Source organism: Streptomyces sp. HUAS 15-9 (genome assembly GCF_025642155.1).
GTDB lineage: Bacteria > Actinomycetota > Actinomycetes > Streptomycetales > Streptomycetaceae > Streptomyces.
In genome coordinates, this window is the sequence record NZ_CP106798.1 from 835,445 (window position 1) to 853,001 (window position 17,557).

Annotated in this window: 14 protein-coding genes; 11 read left to right on the forward strand and 3 right to left on the reverse strand. The window is 70.4% G+C overall.

The window, feature by feature from the left end:
- Nucleotides 1-78 precede the first annotated feature (78 nt).
- Nucleotides 79-870 (forward strand): RNA polymerase sigma factor SigF, encoded by a 792-nt coding sequence (locus tag N8I87_RS03770; RefSeq protein WP_263205401.1) that lies wholly within the window; start codon nucleotides 79-81, stop codon nucleotides 868-870.
- 3 nt (nucleotides 871-873) lie between these two features.
- Here the strand turns inward: N8I87_RS03770 and N8I87_RS03775 are convergent, their stop codons facing one another.
- On the reverse strand, nucleotides 874-1,197 hold the full coding sequence (locus tag N8I87_RS03775; protein ID WP_263205403.1) for an ANTAR domain-containing protein: 324 nt from the start codon (nucleotides 1,195-1,197) through the stop codon (nucleotides 874-876).
- A gap of 126 nt (nucleotides 1,198-1,323) precedes the next feature.
- Here N8I87_RS03775 and N8I87_RS03780 point away from each other — a divergent pair, with 126 nt between their 5' ends.
- The 3 genes from N8I87_RS03780 to N8I87_RS44715 all read left to right on the forward strand — a co-directional run bounded on the left by N8I87_RS03780 (nucleotide 1,324) and on the right by N8I87_RS44715 (nucleotide 3,538).
- Nucleotides 1,324-2,133: a VOC family protein gene (locus N8I87_RS03780; RefSeq protein WP_263205405.1), complete on the forward strand. Its 810-nt coding sequence runs from the start codon at nucleotides 1,324-1,326 to the stop codon at nucleotides 2,131-2,133.
- A 156-nt stretch (nucleotides 2,134-2,289) separates the two neighbouring features.
- Nucleotides 2,290-3,252 carry an IS701 family transposase gene (locus tag N8I87_RS03785; RefSeq protein ID WP_438829307.1) on the forward strand — a complete coding sequence of 321 codons (963 nt, stop codon included), beginning with the start codon at nucleotides 2,290-2,292 and terminating at the stop codon, nucleotides 3,250-3,252.
- Nucleotides 3,170-3,538 (forward strand): transposase, encoded by a 369-nt coding sequence (locus N8I87_RS44715; protein WP_411577196.1) that lies wholly within the window; start codon nucleotides 3,170-3,172, stop codon nucleotides 3,536-3,538. The genes N8I87_RS03785 and N8I87_RS44715 overlap by 83 nt, the downstream gene beginning before the upstream one ends.
- Nucleotides 3,539-3,649: 111 nt before the next feature.
- On the opposite strand, the gene glgX is transcribed toward N8I87_RS44715, so the two are convergent.
- Both glgX and N8I87_RS03795 read right to left on the reverse strand, forming a co-directional pair.
- Nucleotides 3,650-5,794, reverse strand: a complete 2,145-nt coding sequence (gene glgX / locus N8I87_RS03790; RefSeq protein WP_263205407.1) for a glycogen debranching protein GlgX — start codon at nucleotides 5,792-5,794, stop codon at nucleotides 3,650-3,652.
- Nucleotides 5,791-6,291 carry a pep a2 gene (locus N8I87_RS03795; RefSeq protein WP_263205408.1) on the reverse strand — a complete coding sequence of 167 codons (501 nt, stop codon included), beginning with the start codon at nucleotides 6,289-6,291 and terminating at the stop codon, nucleotides 5,791-5,793. The genes glgX and N8I87_RS03795 overlap by 4 nt, the downstream gene beginning before the upstream one ends.
- A gap of 305 nt (nucleotides 6,292-6,596) precedes the next feature.
- On the opposite strand from N8I87_RS03795, the gene N8I87_RS03800 reads away from it, so the two are divergent.
- The 7 genes from N8I87_RS03800 to N8I87_RS03830 all read left to right on the forward strand — a co-directional run bounded on the left by N8I87_RS03800 (nucleotide 6,597) and on the right by N8I87_RS03830 (nucleotide 17,474).
- Complete coding sequence (locus N8I87_RS03800; RefSeq protein ID WP_263205410.1) at nucleotides 6,597-6,896, forward strand: DUF5133 domain-containing protein; 300 nt, start codon at nucleotides 6,597-6,599, stop codon at nucleotides 6,894-6,896.
- A 69-nt stretch (nucleotides 6,897-6,965) separates the two neighbouring features.
- Complete coding sequence (locus N8I87_RS03805; RefSeq protein WP_263205412.1) at nucleotides 6,966-8,963, forward strand: alpha-1,4-glucan--maltose-1-phosphate maltosyltransferase; 1,998 nt, start codon at nucleotides 6,966-6,968, stop codon at nucleotides 8,961-8,963.
- Nucleotides 8,960-10,678 carry a maltose alpha-D-glucosyltransferase gene (gene treS / locus N8I87_RS03810; RefSeq protein WP_263205414.1) on the forward strand — a complete coding sequence of 573 codons (1,719 nt, stop codon included), beginning with the start codon at nucleotides 8,960-8,962 and terminating at the stop codon, nucleotides 10,676-10,678. The genes N8I87_RS03805 and treS overlap by 4 nt, the downstream gene beginning before the upstream one ends.
- A 31-nt stretch (nucleotides 10,679-10,709) precedes the next feature.
- Entirely contained in the window at nucleotides 10,710-12,074 is a 1,365-nt protein-coding gene (locus N8I87_RS03815; protein WP_263205416.1) for a maltokinase N-terminal cap-like domain-containing protein, read from the forward strand.
- A 4-nt stretch (nucleotides 12,075-12,078) separates the two neighbouring features.
- Nucleotides 12,079-14,325 carry a 1,4-alpha-glucan branching enzyme gene (gene glgB, locus N8I87_RS03820; protein ID WP_263205418.1) on the forward strand — a complete coding sequence of 749 codons (2,247 nt, stop codon included), beginning with the start codon at nucleotides 12,079-12,081 and terminating at the stop codon, nucleotides 14,323-14,325.
- On the forward strand, nucleotides 14,313-15,410 hold the full coding sequence (locus N8I87_RS03825) for a glutamate--cysteine ligase 2 (RefSeq protein WP_263205420.1): 1,098 nt from the start codon (nucleotides 14,313-14,315) through the stop codon (nucleotides 15,408-15,410). Before glgB ends, N8I87_RS03825 begins: the two co-directional genes overlap by 13 nt.
- A gap of 159 nt (nucleotides 15,411-15,569) precedes the next feature.
- The gene (locus N8I87_RS03830) at nucleotides 15,570-17,474 is read left to right on the forward strand and encodes an AMP-dependent synthetase/ligase (protein ID WP_263205422.1); all 1,905 of its coding nucleotides are present in this window, start codon (nucleotides 15,570-15,572) and stop codon (nucleotides 17,472-17,474) included.
- Nucleotides 17,475-17,557: the final 83 nt, after the last annotated feature.

Consider the following 17,557-nt stretch of genomic DNA (forward strand, 5'->3'; position numbering starts at 1 on the left):
CAACGGTCCCAGCGCGTTCCTCTCCTCCCATGGTGTCTGTCCCATCCAGCACCCGCTTGAGGGAGGTGCGCACCCGCCATGGGTACCACCACCAGAACGAAGCCCCACCCGCACGACGACGCCCCCGACACGGCCGAGGCGTTCGAACGGCTGACTGAACTGCCGGACGGCCCGGAGCGCCGGGCGTTGCGGGACGAGCTGGTCCGGCTCTGGCTGCCGATGGCCGAGCGGATCGCCGTCCGGTTCCGCGACCGCGGGGAGACCCTGGAAGACCTCTACCAGGTCGCGGCCCTGGGCCTCGTCAAGGCCGTCGACCACTACGACCCGGCACGCGGCCGCGCCTTCGAGGCGTACGCCGTACCGACCGTCACCGGTGAGATCAAGCGCCACTTCCGTGACCACATGTGGACGCTGCATGTGCCGCGCCGGGTCCAGGACCTGCGCAACCGGGTCCGGAGCACCGCGAAGGAACTCGCGCAGACGCTTCCGGGCCGGGCGCCCACAGTCGCCGAGATCGCCGAACGGGCACAGCTGAGCGAGGACGAGGTCCGCACCGGCCTGGAGGCGCTGGAGTGCTTCTCCGCACTGTCGCTGGACGCGGAGATGCCGGGCACCGAGGGTTACGCCCTGAGCGACGCCCTCGGGGATAGCGATCCCGGCTACGACCTCGTCGTCGACCGCATCGCCGTCAAGCCCTGTCTGGAGGCGCTGCCCGAGCGTGAGCGCCTCATCCTGTATCTGCGGTTCTTCCGGGGGATGACGCAGAGCAGGATCGCCGAACAGCTCGGGATCTCCCAGATGCACGTCTCGCGGCTGCTCAGCGGCTGTTTCGACCGGCTGCGCGAGGATCTGCTCGCCGAGGCGCGCTGAGGCTCACTGCGGCGGTGTCCCCGGAACCTGCGTCGGGCCGTGCCGGTCGAGGGCGTCCTCCAGCTCGGCGCGGATCTCCGGGGGCATGTCACCGGTGCGTCCCCAGATGAGGATGAGTTCCGCGACATTGCGCAGCTTGATGTTCGTGTGCTGGGAGACGTCCTTCAGCACCGCCCACCCCTGGTCGGGCGTCACCCGGCCCAGGGCGACCACCATCCCGATCGCCTGGTCCACCACGGCGTGCGAGGCGACCGCCTCCTTCAGCTGGTGCACTTCTTCCTGCAGCTCGAAGATGCGATCCGTCTCGCCCTCGTAGCGCTCGCCCATCCATCAATCGTGTCACTCGTCCGGCCGTATGCCACCGGGGTACTCGGCAGGCGCCCGGACCGCTTCCGGTTGGACACTGGTGGAAGACCGGTGGCCACCGGTCCCGGACACCAGGACGCGAGTGCGATGAACCATGACACGACCCTCCCCGGCGGCGCGAAGAAGAAGGAAGTCGTCTCCACGCACTCCGTCTTCGGCGCCCCCTGCTGGGTGAGTCTGACCAGCCGTGACCTCAAGGCCACGGAGGAGTTCTACGGGGCCGTACTGGGCTGGCGATGGCGGAACGCCAAGCTCGGTGATCATTTCAGGATCGCGCTGGCGGGCGGGGTGCCGGTCGCCGGGATCGCCGCGGTCGCCGCCATGTGGCAGATGGCGGTGACCTGGACGCCGTACTTCGCCGTCCCGAACGCGGACGAGGCCGCGGCCCGGGTCCGGGAGCGCGGCGGCACCGCGGCGGTCGGCCCGCTCTCCTTCCCGCCCGGGCGTGCCGCGCTGCTCGCCGACCGGGACGGGGCCATCTTCGGCATCTGGGAGGGCGAGCTCATCTCCAACTGGGAGGCCTGGCGGCGGGCGGCGCCGACCTTCATCCGGCTGCACACCCGCAACGCCTTCGACGCCGCCCTCTTCTACGGCGAGATCCTCGACTGGGCCACGGACCGGCCGGGCTGCTGCGAGGTCGAGTACGAGGGCGGCGAGGTGGTGCTGCGCAGCCGGGGTGACGTGGTGGCGCGCATCGACTCCGGCGCGGTGGAGGCGGCGCCCGATCCGTCGGTCCGGCCGCACTGGCAGATCCACTTCGCCGTGGCCGACGTGGCGGACTGCGCCCGGGCGGCGGAGAAGCACGGCGGCAGCGTGCTGCGCGAGGAAGAGGAGGAGGCCGTACTGCGCGACCCCGACGGCGCCCAGTTCACGGTGACCTCCCGGCGCGAGCACTGACCGCCGCCGCGTCACGGGTGCCGCGTCCTGGGTCCTGTCGTCACATCCCCTCAGGGATTCGATGCCAGGGCCCTAGTAGGGCTTGGTCATCTTCACTCCTGAGTGGCGTGTCTGTTGCCTCGTGGGTGGCGTTGTCGTGGTGTGACACCTGAGGAGATGACCGAGGCCCGGGGGGACCTGGAGGCGTTCGCGGCGGAGTTGTTCGACGGGTTCTTCCGTGCGGACCAGCGGCGGTGGGGACAGGCGTATGTGCGAGGGCTGCTGCTGGACGGGCGGCGTAAGTCGGTGGAGCCGATGGCAGCCCGCCTCGGCGAGGACGGCAACCGGCAGGCGCTGGCGCACTTCATCACCTCCAGCCCGTGGGATCCGGCGCATGTGCGGGCCCGGCTGGCCTGGAGGATGCACGAGGCGATCGGTCCGGAGGCGCTGATCGTTGACGACACCGGCTTCCTCAAGGACGGGGACGCGTCTGCGTGTGTGTCGCGGCAGTACACCGGCACCGCGGGCAAGGTCACCAACTGCCAGGTGGGAGTGTCGCTGCACCTGGCCCGTGAGCAGGCCTCGGCCGCAGTGAACTGGCGGCTGTTCGTGCCCGCTTCATGGGATCCGGCCTCTGGACAGGCGGATGCGGCCAAGGTCGCCCGCCGCGGCCGTTGCGGCATCCCCGCCCAGGTGGGGCATGTGGAGAAGTGGCAGCTGGCCCTGGACATGATCGACGAAACCCGGTCGTGGGGCGTCGATGTCCCCTTGGTCGTGGCGGATGCCGGATACGGCGATGCCGCCGCCTTCCGTCTGGGGCTGGAGGAACGCAGCCTGCCCTATGCGGTCGGGATCTCCTGCCGCCACACCGCCCATCCGGCCGACGCCCGGCCCGTCCAGCCCCCTACGCGGGCACCGGTTACCACCGAAAGCGCAGTACCCCGACCCTGCGCAGACGGTGAAAGACCTGGTCATCGCGGTAGGCCGGGCGGCTGCACGGCCGGTTTCCTGGCGGGTAGGCTCCCGGCCGGGCACGGGCCGAAACGGCTTCAAGCGCATGTACTCGCGGTTCGTCGCCCTCAGGGTCCGGCCCGCCGGACGGGGCCTACGCAAGACCACGGACGCTCCCGAGCTGCCTGAACGCTGGCTGCTGGCCGAATGGCCCGCCACCGAGAGCGAGCCGGTGCAGTTCTGGCTGTCCAGCCTGCCCTCCGGCATGCCACTGGCCACCCTGGTGCGGCTGACCAAGCTGCGCTGGCGCATCGAGCACGACTACCGGGAGATGAAACAGGCCCTGGGACTTGCCCACTTCGAAGGCCGCACCTGGGGCGGCTGGCACCACCATGTCACCCTCGTCTCCGCCGCCCATGCCTTCTGCACCCTCAGGCGCATGGCTCGCGCCCCAAAAGACACAGCGGCGGTCTGAGTCTCTACCAGATCGTCCGTGAACTGCAGACACTCCTCGCCCTCTGGACCGGCGCCTGCCCCACCTGCCGCCGCGACATACCCGCACCGATAGCAAGATGACCAAGCCCTACTAGCGGTCGGCGCGGGACGGGCGGGACAGCAGGACAAGGCTGCGGGCCTCGACTCGGAGGCTGGTGGCCGCCTTGTGCTCGCGTTCGTCCGGGATTCCCTCCGGGTCGGCCGTGTCGATCAGGGTGGTCCAGCGCTCGCCGTAGGTGGTGTCGGGCAGCCGGAAGTCCACGGGTTCCCAGTAGCTGTTGAGCAGCAGCAGGAACGAGTCGTCGACCACGCGGCGGCCGTACGGGTCGCGCTCGGCGATGGCGTCGCCGTTGAGGAACACGCCGACCGTGTGGGCGTCGGGGCGCTGCCAGTCGCGGCCGGTCATCTCGCGGGCGTCGGGCAGCAGCCAGACCAGGTCGGGCAGGCGTTGCCCGGCGTGGGTCGCCGTCGCGCCGCGGAAGAAGCGGCGGCGGCGCAGTACGGGGTGGGCGGCGCGCAGGGCGATGACATGGCGCGCGAAGTCCGTCAGCGTGCGCTGTTCCCCGGTCGGGGACCAGTCGATCCAGGAGACCTCGTTGTCCTGGCAGTAGGCGTTGTTGTTGCCGCGCTGGGTGCGGCCCAGCTCGTCACCGTGGCAGAGCATCGGGATGCCCTGCGACAGCAGCAGCGTGGCCAGCAGGTTGCGCTGCTGGCGGGCGCGCAGCTCCAGGACCGCGGGATGGTGCGTCTCGCCCTCGGCGCCGCAGTTCCAGGACCGGTTGACGCTCTCCCCGTCCCGGTTGCCCTCGCCGTTGGCCTCGTTGTGCTTGTCGTTGTACGAGACGAGATCGCGCAGGGTGAAACCGTCGTGCGCAGTGACGAAGTTGACGCTGGCCCGGGGCCGACGCCTGCTGTGCGCGTAGAGGTCGGAGGAGCCGGTGAGCCGGGAGGCGAACTCGCCGAGCGAACCCGGTTCCGCCCGCCAGAAGTCCCGTACCGCGTCCCGGTACCTGCCGTTCCACTCCGACCACAGGGGCGGGAAGTTGCCGACCTGGTAGCCGCCCTCCCCCACGTCCCAGGGCTCGGCGATGAGCTTGACCCGGCTGATCACCGGGTCCTGCTGGATCAGGTCGAAGAACGCCGACAGCCGGTCCACCTCGTGGAACTGCCGGGCGAGCGTGGCCGCGAGGTCGAAGCGGAAGCCGTCGACGTGCATCTCGGTGACCCAGTAGCGCAGTGAGTCCATGATCAGCTGGAGCACGTAGGGATGCCGCATCAGCAGGCTGTTGCCGGTGCCCGTGGTGTCGTAGTAGTGCGCCCAGTCGCCGTCCACGAGACGGTAGTACGAAGCGTTGTCGATGCCGCGGAAGGACAGTGTGGGGCCGTACTGGTTGCCCTCGGCGGTGTGGTTGTACACGACGTCGAGGATGACCTCCAGGCCGGCCGCGTGCAGCGCCTTCACCATCGCCTTGAACTCGTTGACCTGCTGGCCGCGGGTGCCGAAGGCGGCATAGGCGTTGTGCGGGGCGAAGAAGCCGATCGTGTTGTAGCCCCAGTAGTTGGAAAGGCCCCGGTCCTGCAGCACGCCGTCCTGCACGAACTGGTGGACCGGCATCAGCTCTACCGCGGTCACCCCGAGCGAGGTCAGATGCTCGATGACGGCCGGGTGCGCGAGGGCGGCATAGGTGCCGCGCAGCCGGCGCGGGACCTCCGGGTGGGTACGGGTGAGTCCCCGTACGTGCGCCTCGTAGATCACGCTGTCCGCGTACGCCCGCCGGGGCGGGCGGTCGTCGCCCCAGTCGAAGTACGGATCGGTGACCACGCCGAGCATGGAGTGCCCGGCGCTGTCGGCCGGGGAGGCACCGCCCGGATCGCGCTCGTAGAGCGAGGCGTGGTTGTCGATCTGCCCGTCCACGGCCCGTGCGTACGGGTCGAGGAGCAGCTTCGCCGGATTGCACCGGTGGCCGAGGTCGGGGTCCCACGGGCCGTGCACCCTGAAGCCGTAGCGCTGCCCCGGTCCGGTCCCGGGGACATAGCCGTGCCAGACGAACCCGTCGACCTCGGTCAGCGGCGCGCGGGTCTCGGTGCCGGCGTCGTCGACCAGGACCAGGTCGACCTGCTGGGCAACCTCGCTGAACAGGGCGAAGTTGGTGCCCTGTCCGTCGAAGGCGGCGCCCAACGGGTAGGGGTGCCCGCTCCACACGGGCACCCCTTTCCGCTTCGGTCGTGCCGTCACCGGGCGGCCTCCACCGGGTCCGCCGGGGCGGCCAGTGCGGCGACGGGCATCTCCCGGGGCACCTGGCGCACATGGCGCAGGCTGGGCGCCGGGGCCGTCGGGACCAGCGGGACGCGCTCGCCGCTGCGGGCGCGCCGGGAGAACCAGATGATCTTGCTGCCGGTGTCCGAGGCACAGCACCCCCAGCCGTCGCTCGTCGCGGCGATCTGGGTCAGACAGCCGCGCAGGTCCTGGTCGGGACGCAGATCGCGGTCGTCCTCGCCGACGGCGGTGATCAGATGCTGGCCGTTCCACCACATCTCGATCGATGTGCGTTTGTCCGTCGCGTGCTCGTCAATGGCCCGCAGCAGCAGTTCGGTGCCGCGGCAGACGGGATCCACGAGGTTCTCGAGGTCCCAGTGACGGAGGTGGGCGGCCAGGATGCGGCTGACCTGTCCGACCCGTTCGGGGCTGACTTCCACGTCGAGGTGGTAGTAGCAGGGCACTGCGGTCTTCATCGTCGCTTGCTCCTCACCGGCGAAGCTGCCGCTCGTTCTCGCCCCCGCAGGCAATGGCCCCGATCACCGAGCGTCGAGCACTGATCGCTCCTGAGTCAGATCCACAGTGCGGGTACTACGCCATTCGTGCAACACGAGAGCACTCGAGTGGTGATTGAAGATCCAACAAGACGCTGAGTCGTCACACGTGCACCATGAGTGAAAGTGCCTCGATCGCCGTAACGGTTCCGTGCCTCTCCGTGCACGGAGGCCACCCGACCGTCGGGAAACGCGCCCAGTCGAGAGCGTGGAGGGTGAAGAGGGCCATGCTGCTACCCGCTAAGGCCGAAGTGGCCAGGCAGTTGCGGCGGTACCGGGCGTGGGAACGCGTGATGCTCGCCTCTCCGTCGGACCGCGAGGTGCGGGCCACGTTCGAGGACTCGGGCTACACGCTGTGCGTGCTGATGGGCAAGCGGTGCGCCCGGGAGGCAGCCGACGCCGCCGAGCGCTATCTGCGCTCCAGTCTGGGCAGCTACCTGCAGGAGCAGGGCGGGCGGCCCCATGGGAGCGGCGCGGCGCGACGGGCTCCGCCGTGGGACCGGCGTTCCGGTGCCAGGAGGCACTGACCTTCCGGTGTCATTCGGATTCCCAGCCGGGCCCGGGGCCCGGCTTCGCGCACGGCGGAGGTGAGACCCATGAGTTCGACCCCGGCCATCGGCCGAGTTCCGGTTCGCGACGTCCGGCCGGCCGTGGAGTGCGGCAGGCGCCCGGCGAAGGCGGTGACCGGGGAGACGTTCGAGGTCTCGGCCACCGTGTTCCGTGAGGGCCAGGACGCCGTCGGCGCGAACGTCGTGCTGCGCGACCCCGAGGGCCGCACCGGACCCTGGACACCGATGCGTGAACTCGCCCCGGGCACCGACCGCTGGGGCGCGGAGGTCACCCCGGACGCGACGGGCCACTGGACGTACACGGTGGAGGCCTGGAGCGATCCGGTGGCCACCTGGCGCCGGACCGCCCGCATCAAGGTCCCGGCGGGCATCGACACCGGGCTGGTTCTGGAGGAGGGCATGGACCTCCACACCCGGGCCGCCTCCGGGGTGCCCGAGGGCCCCGAGCGCGAGGCGGTCCTAGCCGCCGCCCGGGCGCTGGGCAACGACTCGCTCTCCCTTCAGGCCCGTCTCGGTGCGGCGTTGGCGCCGGAGGTGGACGGGGTGCTGGCGCGGTATCCGCTGCGGGAGCTGGTGACCGCGTCGGAGCCGATGCCGCTGCTGGTGGAGCGTGAACGCGCGTTGTACGGCTCGTGGTACGAGTTCTTCCCGCGCTCGGAGGGCACGCCCCAGCAGCCGCACGGCACGTTCCGTACCGCCGCGCGGCGTCTGGAGGCGATCGCCGCGATGGGCTTCGACGTGGTCTACCTCCCGCCGATCCACCCGATCGGGACGACGTTCCGCAAGGGCCGCAACAACACCCTGACCGCCGGCCCCGACGACGTCGGCGTGCCCTGGGCGATCGGCTCCCCCGAGGGCGGCCACGACGCCGTCCACCCCGGCCTGGGCACCCTGGAGGACTTCGACCGCTTCGTGGACCGGGCCCGCGGACTGGGTCTGGAGGTGGCGCTCGACTTCGCGCTGCAGTGCTCCCCGGACCACCCCTGGGTGCACAAGCACCCCGAGTGGTTCCACCACCGCCCCGACGGCACGATCGCCCACGCGGAGAACCCGCCCAAGAAGTACCAGGACATCTACCCCATCGCCTTCGACACCGACCTGGACGGACTGGTCGCCGAGACGCTGCGGGTGCTGCGGCACTGGATGGCGCACGGGGTACGGATCTTCCGGGTGGACAACCCGCACACCAAACCGGTCATGTTCTGGGAGCGGGTGATCGCGGACGTCAACGCCTCCGACCCCGATGTGCTCTTCCTGGCCGAGGCGTTCACCCGCCCGGCGATGATGCACACCCTGGCGCAGATCGGTTTCCAGCAGTCGTACACGTACTTCACCTGGCGCAACACCAAGCAGGAGCTGACCGAGTACCTGACGGAACTGTCCGGGGAGGCGGCCGCCTACATGCGGCCCAACTTCTTCGCCAACACCCCCGACATCCTGCACGCCTACCTCCAGCACGGCGGCCGGCCCGCCTTCGAGGTGCGCGCCGTGCTCGCCGCGACCCTCTCCCCCGCGTGGGGCATCTACAGCGGCTACGAACTGTGCGAGAACACCCCGCTCCGGCAGGGCGGCGAGGAGTACCTCGACTCGGAGAAGTACCAGCTCAAAGCACGCGACTGGGCCGCCGCCGAACGCGACGGACACACCATCACCCCCCTGATCACCCGCCTCAACACCATCCGGCGCCACCACCCCGCGCTGCGGCAGCTCAGGAACCTGCGCTTCCACTCGACCGACAACGACGCCGTGATCGCGTACAGCAAGCGCACCGGCTCGGACACCGTCGTCGTGGTCGCCAACCTCGACCCGCACCACACCCAGGAGGCCACGGTCTCGTTGGACATGCCGCGACTCGGCCTGGACTGGCACGAGTCGGTGCCGGTGCGTGACGAACTGACGGATGAGACCTACCAGTGGGGCAGGACCAACTATGTGCGCCTCACACCCGGCCGGGCACCGGCTCATGTGCTCCATGTCGAGCGATCGTCCGTCTCGCCACAGATCGGAGGGCCCAGAGCGTCATGACTGTCAACGACCCCGTCCCGGACACCTTCGAGGACACACCCGCCAAGGACCGGGACCCGGATTGGTTCAAACGCGCCGTGTTCTACGAGGTCCTGGTCCGCTCCTTCCAGGACAGCGACGGCGACGGCATCGGCGACCTCAAGGGCCTGACCGCGAAACTCGACTACCTGCAGTGGCTCGGCGTCGACTGCCTCTGGCTGCCGCCGTTCTTCAAGTCCCCGCTCCGCGACGGCGGTTACGACGTCTCGGACTACACCGCCGTGCTGCCCGAGTTCGGCGACCTCGCCGACTTCGTGGAGTTCGTCGACGCCGCCCACCAGCGGGGCATGCGCGTCATCATCGACTTCGTCGTGAACCACACCAGCGACCAGCACCCGTGGTTCCAGGAGTCCCGCAAGAATCCCGACGGCCCTTACGGCGACTACTTCATGTGGGCCGACGACGACAAGCAGTACCCCGACGCGCGGATCATCTTCGTCGACACCGAGGCCTCCAACTGGACCTTCGATCCCGTCCGCGGCCAGTACTACTTCCACCGCTTCTTCTCCCACCAGCCGGACCTCAACTACGAGAACCCGGCGGTCCAGGAGGAGATCCTGGCGGCCCTCCGCTTCTGGCTGGACCTCGGCATCGACGGCTACCGGCTGGACGCGGTGCCCTATCTCTACGCGGCCGAGGGCACCAACTGCGAGAACCTGCCCGCCACCCATGAGTTCCTCAGGCGCGTCCGGCGCGAGATCGACGCGATGTACCCGGACACCGTCCTCCTGGCGGAGGCGAACCAGTGGCCGGAGGACGTGGTCGACTACTTCGGCGACTTCCGCAGCGGCGGCGACGAGTGCCACATGGCCTTCCACTTCCCGGTCATGCCCCGCATCTTCATGGCCGTACGCCGCGAATCCCGCTACCCCGTCTCCGAGATCCTCGCCAAGACCCCCGCCATCCCCGCCGGCTGCCAGTGGGGCATCTTCCTGCGCAACCACGACGAACTCACCCTGGAGATGGTCACCGACGAGGAACGCGACTACATGTGGGCCGAATACGCCAAGGACCCCCGCATGCGCGCCAACATCGGCATCCGCCGCCGCCTCGCCCCCCTCCTCGACAACGACCGCAACCAGATCGAACTCTTCACCGCCCTGCTGCTCTCCCTCCCGGGCTCCCCGATCCTCTACTACGGCGACGAGATCGGCATGGGCGACAACATCTGGCTCGGCGACCGCGACGCCGTCCGCACCCCCATGCAATGGACCCCCGACCGCAACGCCGGCTTCTCCTCCTCCGACCCCGGCCGCCTCTACCTCCCCACCATCATGGACCCGGTCTACGGCTACCAGGTCACCAACGTCGAGGCCTCCATGTCCTCCCCGTCCAGCCTGCTGCACTGGACCCGCCGCATGATCGAGATCCGCAAACAGAACCCCGCCTTCGGACTCGGCTCCTACACCGAGCTCCAGTCCTCCAACCCCGCGGTCCTCGCCTTCCTGCGCGAGCACGAGGACGACCTCGTCCTGTGCGTGCACAACTTCTCCCGCTTCGCCCAGCCGACCGAACTCGACCTGCGGGTCTACGACGGACGTCATCCCGTCGAGCTCATCGGCGGGGTCCGCTTCCCCGCCATCGGTGAACTGCCCTATCTGCTCACCCTCGCGGGACACGGCTTCTACTGGTTCCGGCTCTCCCGAGTCGCATCCCGCATCGGCCGACGACGCTGAGCGCGCGGCACCGAGGAAAGGAGGCTTCACCATGACGAAGACCGTTTCCCTCCGGCCGAGGCGCCGGACCGGTTCCGACCGGCCCAGGGCCTCACTGACCGGACTGCTGCGCGAATGGCTGCCCGGGCAGCGCTGGTTCGCGGGCAAGGACCGACCCGTCACGGAGATCTCCCTGCTGTCCATGACCGAGCTGTTCCCGGGCTGTCTGCACCTGCTGGTCCACGCCGGACACGCCGGGGTCCCCGCGCCCGTGGGCACACCCCCGGACGGTGACTGCTACCAGCTGCTGCTCGGCGCGCAGAAGCATCCGACGCCGCGCCTGGGCCGGGCCTACATCGGCCGGCCCGACGAGGGTCCGCTGGCCGGTCTGGCGGTGTACGACGCCCTGCACGACCCGCGCTCGGCCGAACTGCTCCTGGAGCGGCTGCGGCAGCCCGGCGCGGCGGGCCCGCTGCGCTTCGAGGCGGACCCGGCCGTACGGGTGCCCGGCGCACTCGCGCCGCGTCTGCTGGACGCAGAGCAGTCCAACTCCTCGCTGGTGTACGGCGACGCGTACATCCTGAAGGTCTTCCGGCGCATCCAGCCCGGGATCAACCCCGATCTGGAGGTGTCGGGGGCACTGGCCGCACAGGGCTGCACGCGCGTGCCCGCGCCGGTGGCCTGGTTCCGGACCACACAGCCGTGGCCCGCGACGCTCGGCGTGCTCCAGCCCTTCCTGCCCGGCGCCGACGACGGCTGGACGCTCGCCCTGCGCGCACTGGCCACGGGCGACGACTTCACCACGGCGGCGCGCGAACTGGGGCGGGCCACGGCCGAGGTGCACCTCGCGCTGGCCACGGCCTTCCCGTCGGACGTCCCGGGCGAGAACGAGCCGACGGCGGAGGCGATGACGGCCCGGCTGGAGGCCGCCGTGCACTGCGTGCCCGCGCTGCGGCCGTTCGTCCCGGGGCTGCGCACCGCGTTCGGCGCGCTCGCCACCTGCGACACCGGGCCGCCCGCGCAGCGAATACACGGCGACCTGCACCTCGGGCAGGTGCTGCGCACCGGCCCCGAGTGGTTCGTCATCGACTTCGAGGGCGAACCGTCCCGCCCGCTCACCGAGCGGCGCAGCGCCCAGTCCCCGCTGCGGGACATAGCCGGCATGCTGCGCTCCTTCGACTACGCGGCCCGGCAGCGCCGCCCCTGGCGCCCGGAGTGGGCCCGCCGCTGCCGGGAGGCGTTCTGCGCGGGCTATGCCGCGCGGGCCGGGTGGGATCCACGCAAGAAGCACGCCCTGCTGCGTGCCCACGAGACGGACAGGGCGGTGTACGAGGTGCTGTACGAGGCCCGGCACCGCCCGGACTGGCTTCCGGTTCCCATGGCCGCGATCGAGCGGCTCGCCGTAAGGGGAGGCTGACCTCATGGCACTGCGCGACACTTCGCTCCCCGAGCACTCGGGCCCGCTCCCGCCCACGGCCGTACCGCTGGACCCCAGGGACCGTGAGCGCCTGCTGTCGGGCTCCCACCACGATCCGCACGCCCTGCTGGGCGCCCACCCGGTCCCCGGCGGGACCCTGTTCCGGGCGCTGCGCCCGTTCGCCCGCGCGGTGAGCGTCGTGGTCGACGGCACGCACAGCGGCCTCGTCTCCGAGGGGGACGGTCTCTTCGCCGCCGTACTGCCGTACGACACGGTTCCGTCGTACACGCTGCTGGTGGAGTACGAGGACACCGAGCAGGAGGTGGACGACCCCTATCGTTTCCTCCCCGCTCTCGGCGAGCTCGATCTGCATCTGATCGGCGAGGGCCGCCACGAGCAGCTGTGGCAGGCGCTGGGCGCCGAGCCGATGACGCACCAAGGTGTGACCGGCACCCGCTTCACCGTGTGGGCGCCGAACGCTCAAGGGGTGCGGGTCGCCGGGGACTTCACCTGGTGGGACGGCACCCAGTACCCGATGCGTTCGCTCGGCTCGTCCGGCGTCTGGGAGCTGTTCCTGCCGGGCATCGGCGAGGGCACCCGGTACAAGTTCGAGATCACGTCGCGCTACGGCGACCGGTTCCTCAAGGCCGACCCGATGGCCCGGCGCACGGAGGTGCCGCCCGACACCGCTTCCGTCGTCACGGCCTCGCACTACGAGTGGGGCGACGCGGGGTGGATGGCGCGCCGGGCCGGCACGCCGGTGCACGAGGCACCGTTCTCGGTGTACGAGATCCATCTCCCCTCCTGGCGCCTCGGCCTGACGTATCGTCAACTGGCCGACCAGCTGCCCGCGTACGTCAAGGACCTCGGCTTCACCCACGTCGAGCTGATGCCCGTCGCCGAGCACCCCTTCGGCCCCTCGTGGGGCTATCAGGTCACGTCCTACTACGCTCCGACCTCCCGGCTGGGGACCCCCGACGACTTCAAGTACCTGATCGACGCCCTCCACCGGGCCGGCATCGGCGTGATCATGGACTGGGTGCCCGCGCACTTCCCCAAGGACGACTGGGCGCTGGCGCGCTTCGACGGGGATCCGCTGTACGAGCCCGGGGACTCGCGTCGGGCCGAGCATCCGGACTGGGGGACGTACGAGTTCGACTTCGGGCGCATCGAGGTGCGCAACTTCCTGGTCGCCAACGCCGTGTACTGGTGCGAGGAGTTCCATATCGACGGGCTGCGCGTCGACGCGGTCGCCTCCATGCTCTACCTCGACTACTCGCGCGACTCCGGCCAGTGGACGCCCAATGTGTTCGGCGGGCGGGAGGACCTGGACGCGGTGGCGTTCCTGCAGGAGATGAACGCGACCGTGTACCGCCGGGCGCCGGGCGTGCTGACCATCGCCGAGGAGTCGACCGCGTGGGACGGGGTGACGCGGCCGACGGACAGCGGCGGTCTGGGCTTCGGGCTGAAGTGGAACATGGGCTGGATGCACGACTCGCTGGAGTACATCCAGCACGAGCCGGTACACCGCAAGTACCACCACAACGAGATGACCTTCTCGATGGTGTACGCCTACAGCGAGAACTACGTCCTGCCCATCTCGCACGACGAGGTCGTCCACGGCAAGCAGGCCCTGGTCTCCAAGATGCCGGGCGACTGGTGGCAGCGGCGCGCCAACCACCGTGCGTACCTGGGGTTCATGTGGGCCCACCCCGGCAAGCAACTGCTCTTCATGGGGCAGGAGTTCGCCCAGGGCGCCGAATGGTCCGAGGCCCACGGCCCCGAGTGGTGGCTGCTGGATTCCGCGTACGAGGCGGAGGCGGACCACCGTGGGGTGCAGGACCTGGTCCGCGACCTCAACACCGTCTACCGGGCCCACCCCGCCCTGTGGCAGCGGGACACCGACCCGGCGGGCTTCCGCTGGGTCGTCGGCGACGCCGCGGACGACAACGTATTCGCCTTCCTGAGGTTCGACGGGCGGGGAACACCGTTGCTCGCCGTGTCCAACTTCTCCCCGGTCGTCCGCCACGACTACCGCCTCGGCGTACCCGACGGCATCGCCGCCTGGCAGGAGATCCTCAACACCGACAGCGCGCGGTACGGCGGCGGCGACATCACCCACCGCGGACCGCTCGTGGCGGACGAGGGCGCGCTCCGAGTGACCCTGCCGCCCCTCGCCACGGTGTGGCTGGTCCCGCACCCGGTTCAGCACATGACCGAACGGGGCAGTCGGGGAACATGCGCACCGTAGGAGTGGAGGAGGAACTCCTCCTGGTCGATCCCGCAACCGGCGAACCCCGGGCGATGTCCGCCGCGGTGCTCGCCCGCGCCGACCGGGGCGACCAGGGCCAAGAGGCGTTCGAGGAGGAGCTGCACAGCCAGCAGCTCGAGTTCGCCACGCGTCCGAAGGCGGACCTGGACGAACTGGCCTCGGAGATCGTCCGCTGCCGTCAGGAGGCCGCGCGGCTGGCCCAGGAGACGGGATGTGCGGTCGTGGCGCTCGCCTCCTCGCCGCTGCCCGTCAACCCCTCGATCAGCGCGAACCGCCGCTACGAGTGGATGGCCGAGCAGTACGGGATCGCCGTGCACGAACAGATGGTCTGCGGCTGTCACGTGCACGTGGCCGTCGAGTCCGACGACGAGGGCGTCGCCGTCCTCGACCGGATCCGGCCGTGGCTGGCGGTGTTGACGGCGTTGAGCGCCAACTCCCCCTTCTGGCAGGGCAGGGACAGCGGCTACGACAGCTGTCGCAGCCGGGTCTGGCAGCGCTGGCCGTCGGCCGGACCGACGGAGGTCTTCGGCTCGGCCGAGCGGTATCACCGGCGGGTGAGGGACATGGTCGCCACCGGTGTGCTCCTCGACAAGGCCATGATCTACTTCGATGCGCGGCTGTCCGACCGCTACCCGACGGTGGAGATCCGGGTCGCCGATGTATGTCTGCACTCGGACACCACGGTTCTCCTGGCCGCCCTGACGCGCGGGCTGGTGGAGACGGCGGCGCGCGACTGGCGGGCCGGCTCCGAGCCGGCGGAGCACAGCGTGAGCCTGCTGCGGCTCGCCGGATGGCGGGCGGCGCGCTCCGGGCTGTCCGGGGAACTGCTCCACCCGAAGACCATGCGCCCGGCACCCGCGGAGTCGGTGCTGCGGGACCTGCTGGAGCACATCGCGGACGCGCTCGCCGGCACCGGTGACAACGAGCGTGCGCAGGAGGCGCTCGAGGCGCTGCTGCGGCGGGGCAACGGCGCATCGGTGCAGCGCAAGGCACTGGAGCGGACCGGGAGTCTGCGGGACGTCGTCACCGAGTGCATAGGGCACACACAGCCGGAACGGTCCTGAGTACGCGTCCTGTGGGACGCCCTCGGACACGTCCGGATCACAGTCGGCGACGACTTGACCGTTCCAGGCGCCAAACGGCGCCGCCTCGGATACATTCGAGCACCGCCGACCACGGTACTGATCGGCAGTGTCACCCTCCGTACATCCCGGGAGCAGCGCATGCGCGACTTCGCCCTCGCTCCGGCGGCGGTTCCGGCCCTGACCGGCGGACTCGCCGACAGCGTCTTCGACATGGCGGTCCGCAACCCCACTTTGCCGGTGCTCGCGCACCGCCCGGACGGCACCTCCGGCACCTGGCAGGAGGTGACGGCGGTCGAGTTGCGGGACGAAGTGGTCGATCTGGCCAAGGGGTTGGTGGCCTGCGGGATATCGCCGGGCCACCGGGTGGCCGTCATGTCCCGGACGCGGTACGAGTGGACGGTGCTCGCGCACGCCCTGTGGGCGGTCGGCGCGGAGGTCGTACCGATCCATCCGGCGTCGTCCCGGGAGCAGGTCGAGTGGATCCTCAGGGACGCCGAGTGCGTGGCCGTCGTGGTGGAGGACGAGCAGGGCATCATGACGGTCGGCACCGTGTGCGCGGGCCTTCCGCGGCTGCGGCACGTCTGGCAGCTGGACTCGGGGGCATTGGCCCAGCTGACGGAGCGGGGCCAGTTCATCCCGCTGACCACGGTGGAGTCGCTGCGCCGGATCGTGCTGCCGGACTCGACCGCGGTCATCGCCTACACCTCGGGCACATCGGGCCGGCCGATGGGCTGCGCGCTGACCCATCGCAGCCTGGCGCATCCGTGCGACATCCTGTTCGCGGGCTGGGGGCACACGGCGGCGCCCCCGGGAGAGCAGCCATCGGTCCTGGCCTTCCTGCCGTTCTCGCACGTGTACGGGCTGATGATCCAGGTGATCTGCGTGCGCGGCGGGGTGCTGATGGGCCACGAGCCGGAGATGACCGAGGAGGCACTGGCCTCGGCCCTGCGCACCTTCCGGCCGACGTACTTCTACGCCGTGCCGTCGCTGTTCGAGAAGCTCTACAAGACGTTCCTGCGCACCGCCCAACAGGCGGGCCGGGGTGCCCTGTTCGAGCGGGCGGCGGAGACGGCCCGGGACTTCGCCGAGGCCGAGGAGCGCCGGCGCCTGGGCACGGGGTCGGGCCCCGGGTTCGACCTGCGGCTGCAACACGCCCTGTACGAGCGGACGGTGTACCGAAGACTGCGGGGCGTGCTGGGCGGCCGGGTGGTCCGGGCCACCTCCGCCGGCTGCTCGCTCAATCGTGAACTGTCCCTGTTCTACGAGGGCATCGGCATCTATGTGCACGACGGCTACGGGCTGACCGAGGTCAGCGGTGGCATCACCATGCAGCCGCTGGGCCGGGAGAAGTCCGGGACCGTGGGGCAGGCACTGCCGGGCACGGAGATCCAGGTCGCCGACGACGGGGAGATCCTGGTGCGCGGCCCGTCGGTGTTCCAGGGCTACGTCAACGACGAGCCGGCCACGCGGGCCGCGCTGCGCGGCGGCTGGCTGGCGACCGGGGACATCGGGCGGCTCGACTCCGAGGGCTATCTGACGATCACGGGCCGCAAGAAGGACGTCATCATCACCAACAGCGGAAAGAGCGTGGCCCCGGCGCCGCTGGAGCAGCGGCTGCGGATGCATCCGCTCGTCCACCAGGCGGTGGTGGTCGGCGACGACCGGCCCTGTGTCGGGGCCCTGATCACCCTGGACCCGGAGTATCTGGCGCACTGGCGGGCGGCTCTGGCGCTGCAGCCCGACACTCCCGGGCGGCAGACACGGGAGGACAACGCGCTGCGGGAGGAGATCGCGCGGGCCATCGCCGCGGCCAACAGCGCGGTGTCACGCTCCGAGTCCATCCGGGTGTACCGGGTGCTCCCCGCGCCTTTCGACCCGGCCAACGGGCTGCTGACGCCCTCGCTGAAGCTGCGCCGGGACGCCATAGTGCGGCACTACGCGGCCGAGATCGACGCTATGTACCAGGTCCGGACGCGCGCCGCGCACCGGCCCGCCCTGGAGGAGCCGGCCGACTGGGACGACTCGGACGACGTGTTCCGGTGAGGAGCCGCCGTCCCTGGGAACTCGCATCGTGGGACGGATGAGCACCGACAGCAGTCCTGCTCTCCCGGGACTGAGGAAGACGA

Bases quoted from the DNA above. Each gene is read 5' to 3' on its own strand.
- N8I87_RS03825 (WP_263205420.1), top strand. From the start codon at position 14,313: ATGCGCACCGTAGGAGTGGAGGAGGAACTCCTCCTGGTCGATCCCGCA.
- N8I87_RS03770 (WP_263205401.1), top strand. From the start codon at position 79: ATGGGTACCACCACCAGAACGAAGCCCCACCCGCACGACGACGCCCCC.
- glgB (WP_263205418.1), top strand. From the start codon at position 12,079: ATGGCACTGCGCGACACTTCGCTCCCCGAGCACTCGGGCCCGCTCCCG.
- N8I87_RS03830 (WP_263205422.1), top strand. From the start codon at position 15,570: ATGCGCGACTTCGCCCTCGCTCCGGCGGCGGTTCCGGCCCTGACCGGC.
- N8I87_RS03815 (WP_263205416.1), top strand. From the start codon at position 10,710: ATGACGAAGACCGTTTCCCTCCGGCCGAGGCGCCGGACCGGTTCCGAC.
- N8I87_RS03795 (WP_263205408.1), bottom strand. From the start codon at position 6,291: ATGAAGACCGCAGTGCCCTGCTACTACCACCTCGACGTGGAAGTCAGC.
- N8I87_RS44715 (WP_411577196.1), top strand. From the start codon at position 3,170: ATGTACTCGCGGTTCGTCGCCCTCAGGGTCCGGCCCGCCGGACGGGGC.
- N8I87_RS03780 (WP_263205405.1), top strand. From the start codon at position 1,324: ATGAACCATGACACGACCCTCCCCGGCGGCGCGAAGAAGAAGGAAGTC.
- N8I87_RS03805 (WP_263205412.1), top strand. From the start codon at position 6,966: ATGAGTTCGACCCCGGCCATCGGCCGAGTTCCGGTTCGCGACGTCCGG.
- treS (WP_263205414.1), top strand. From the start codon at position 8,960: ATGACTGTCAACGACCCCGTCCCGGACACCTTCGAGGACACACCCGCC.
- N8I87_RS03800 (WP_263205410.1), top strand. From the start codon at position 6,597: ATGCTGCTACCCGCTAAGGCCGAAGTGGCCAGGCAGTTGCGGCGGTAC.
- N8I87_RS03775 (WP_263205403.1), bottom strand. From the start codon at position 1,197: ATGGGCGAGCGCTACGAGGGCGAGACGGATCGCATCTTCGAGCTGCAG.
- N8I87_RS03785 (WP_438829307.1), top strand. From the start codon at position 2,290: ATGACCGAGGCCCGGGGGGACCTGGAGGCGTTCGCGGCGGAGTTGTTC.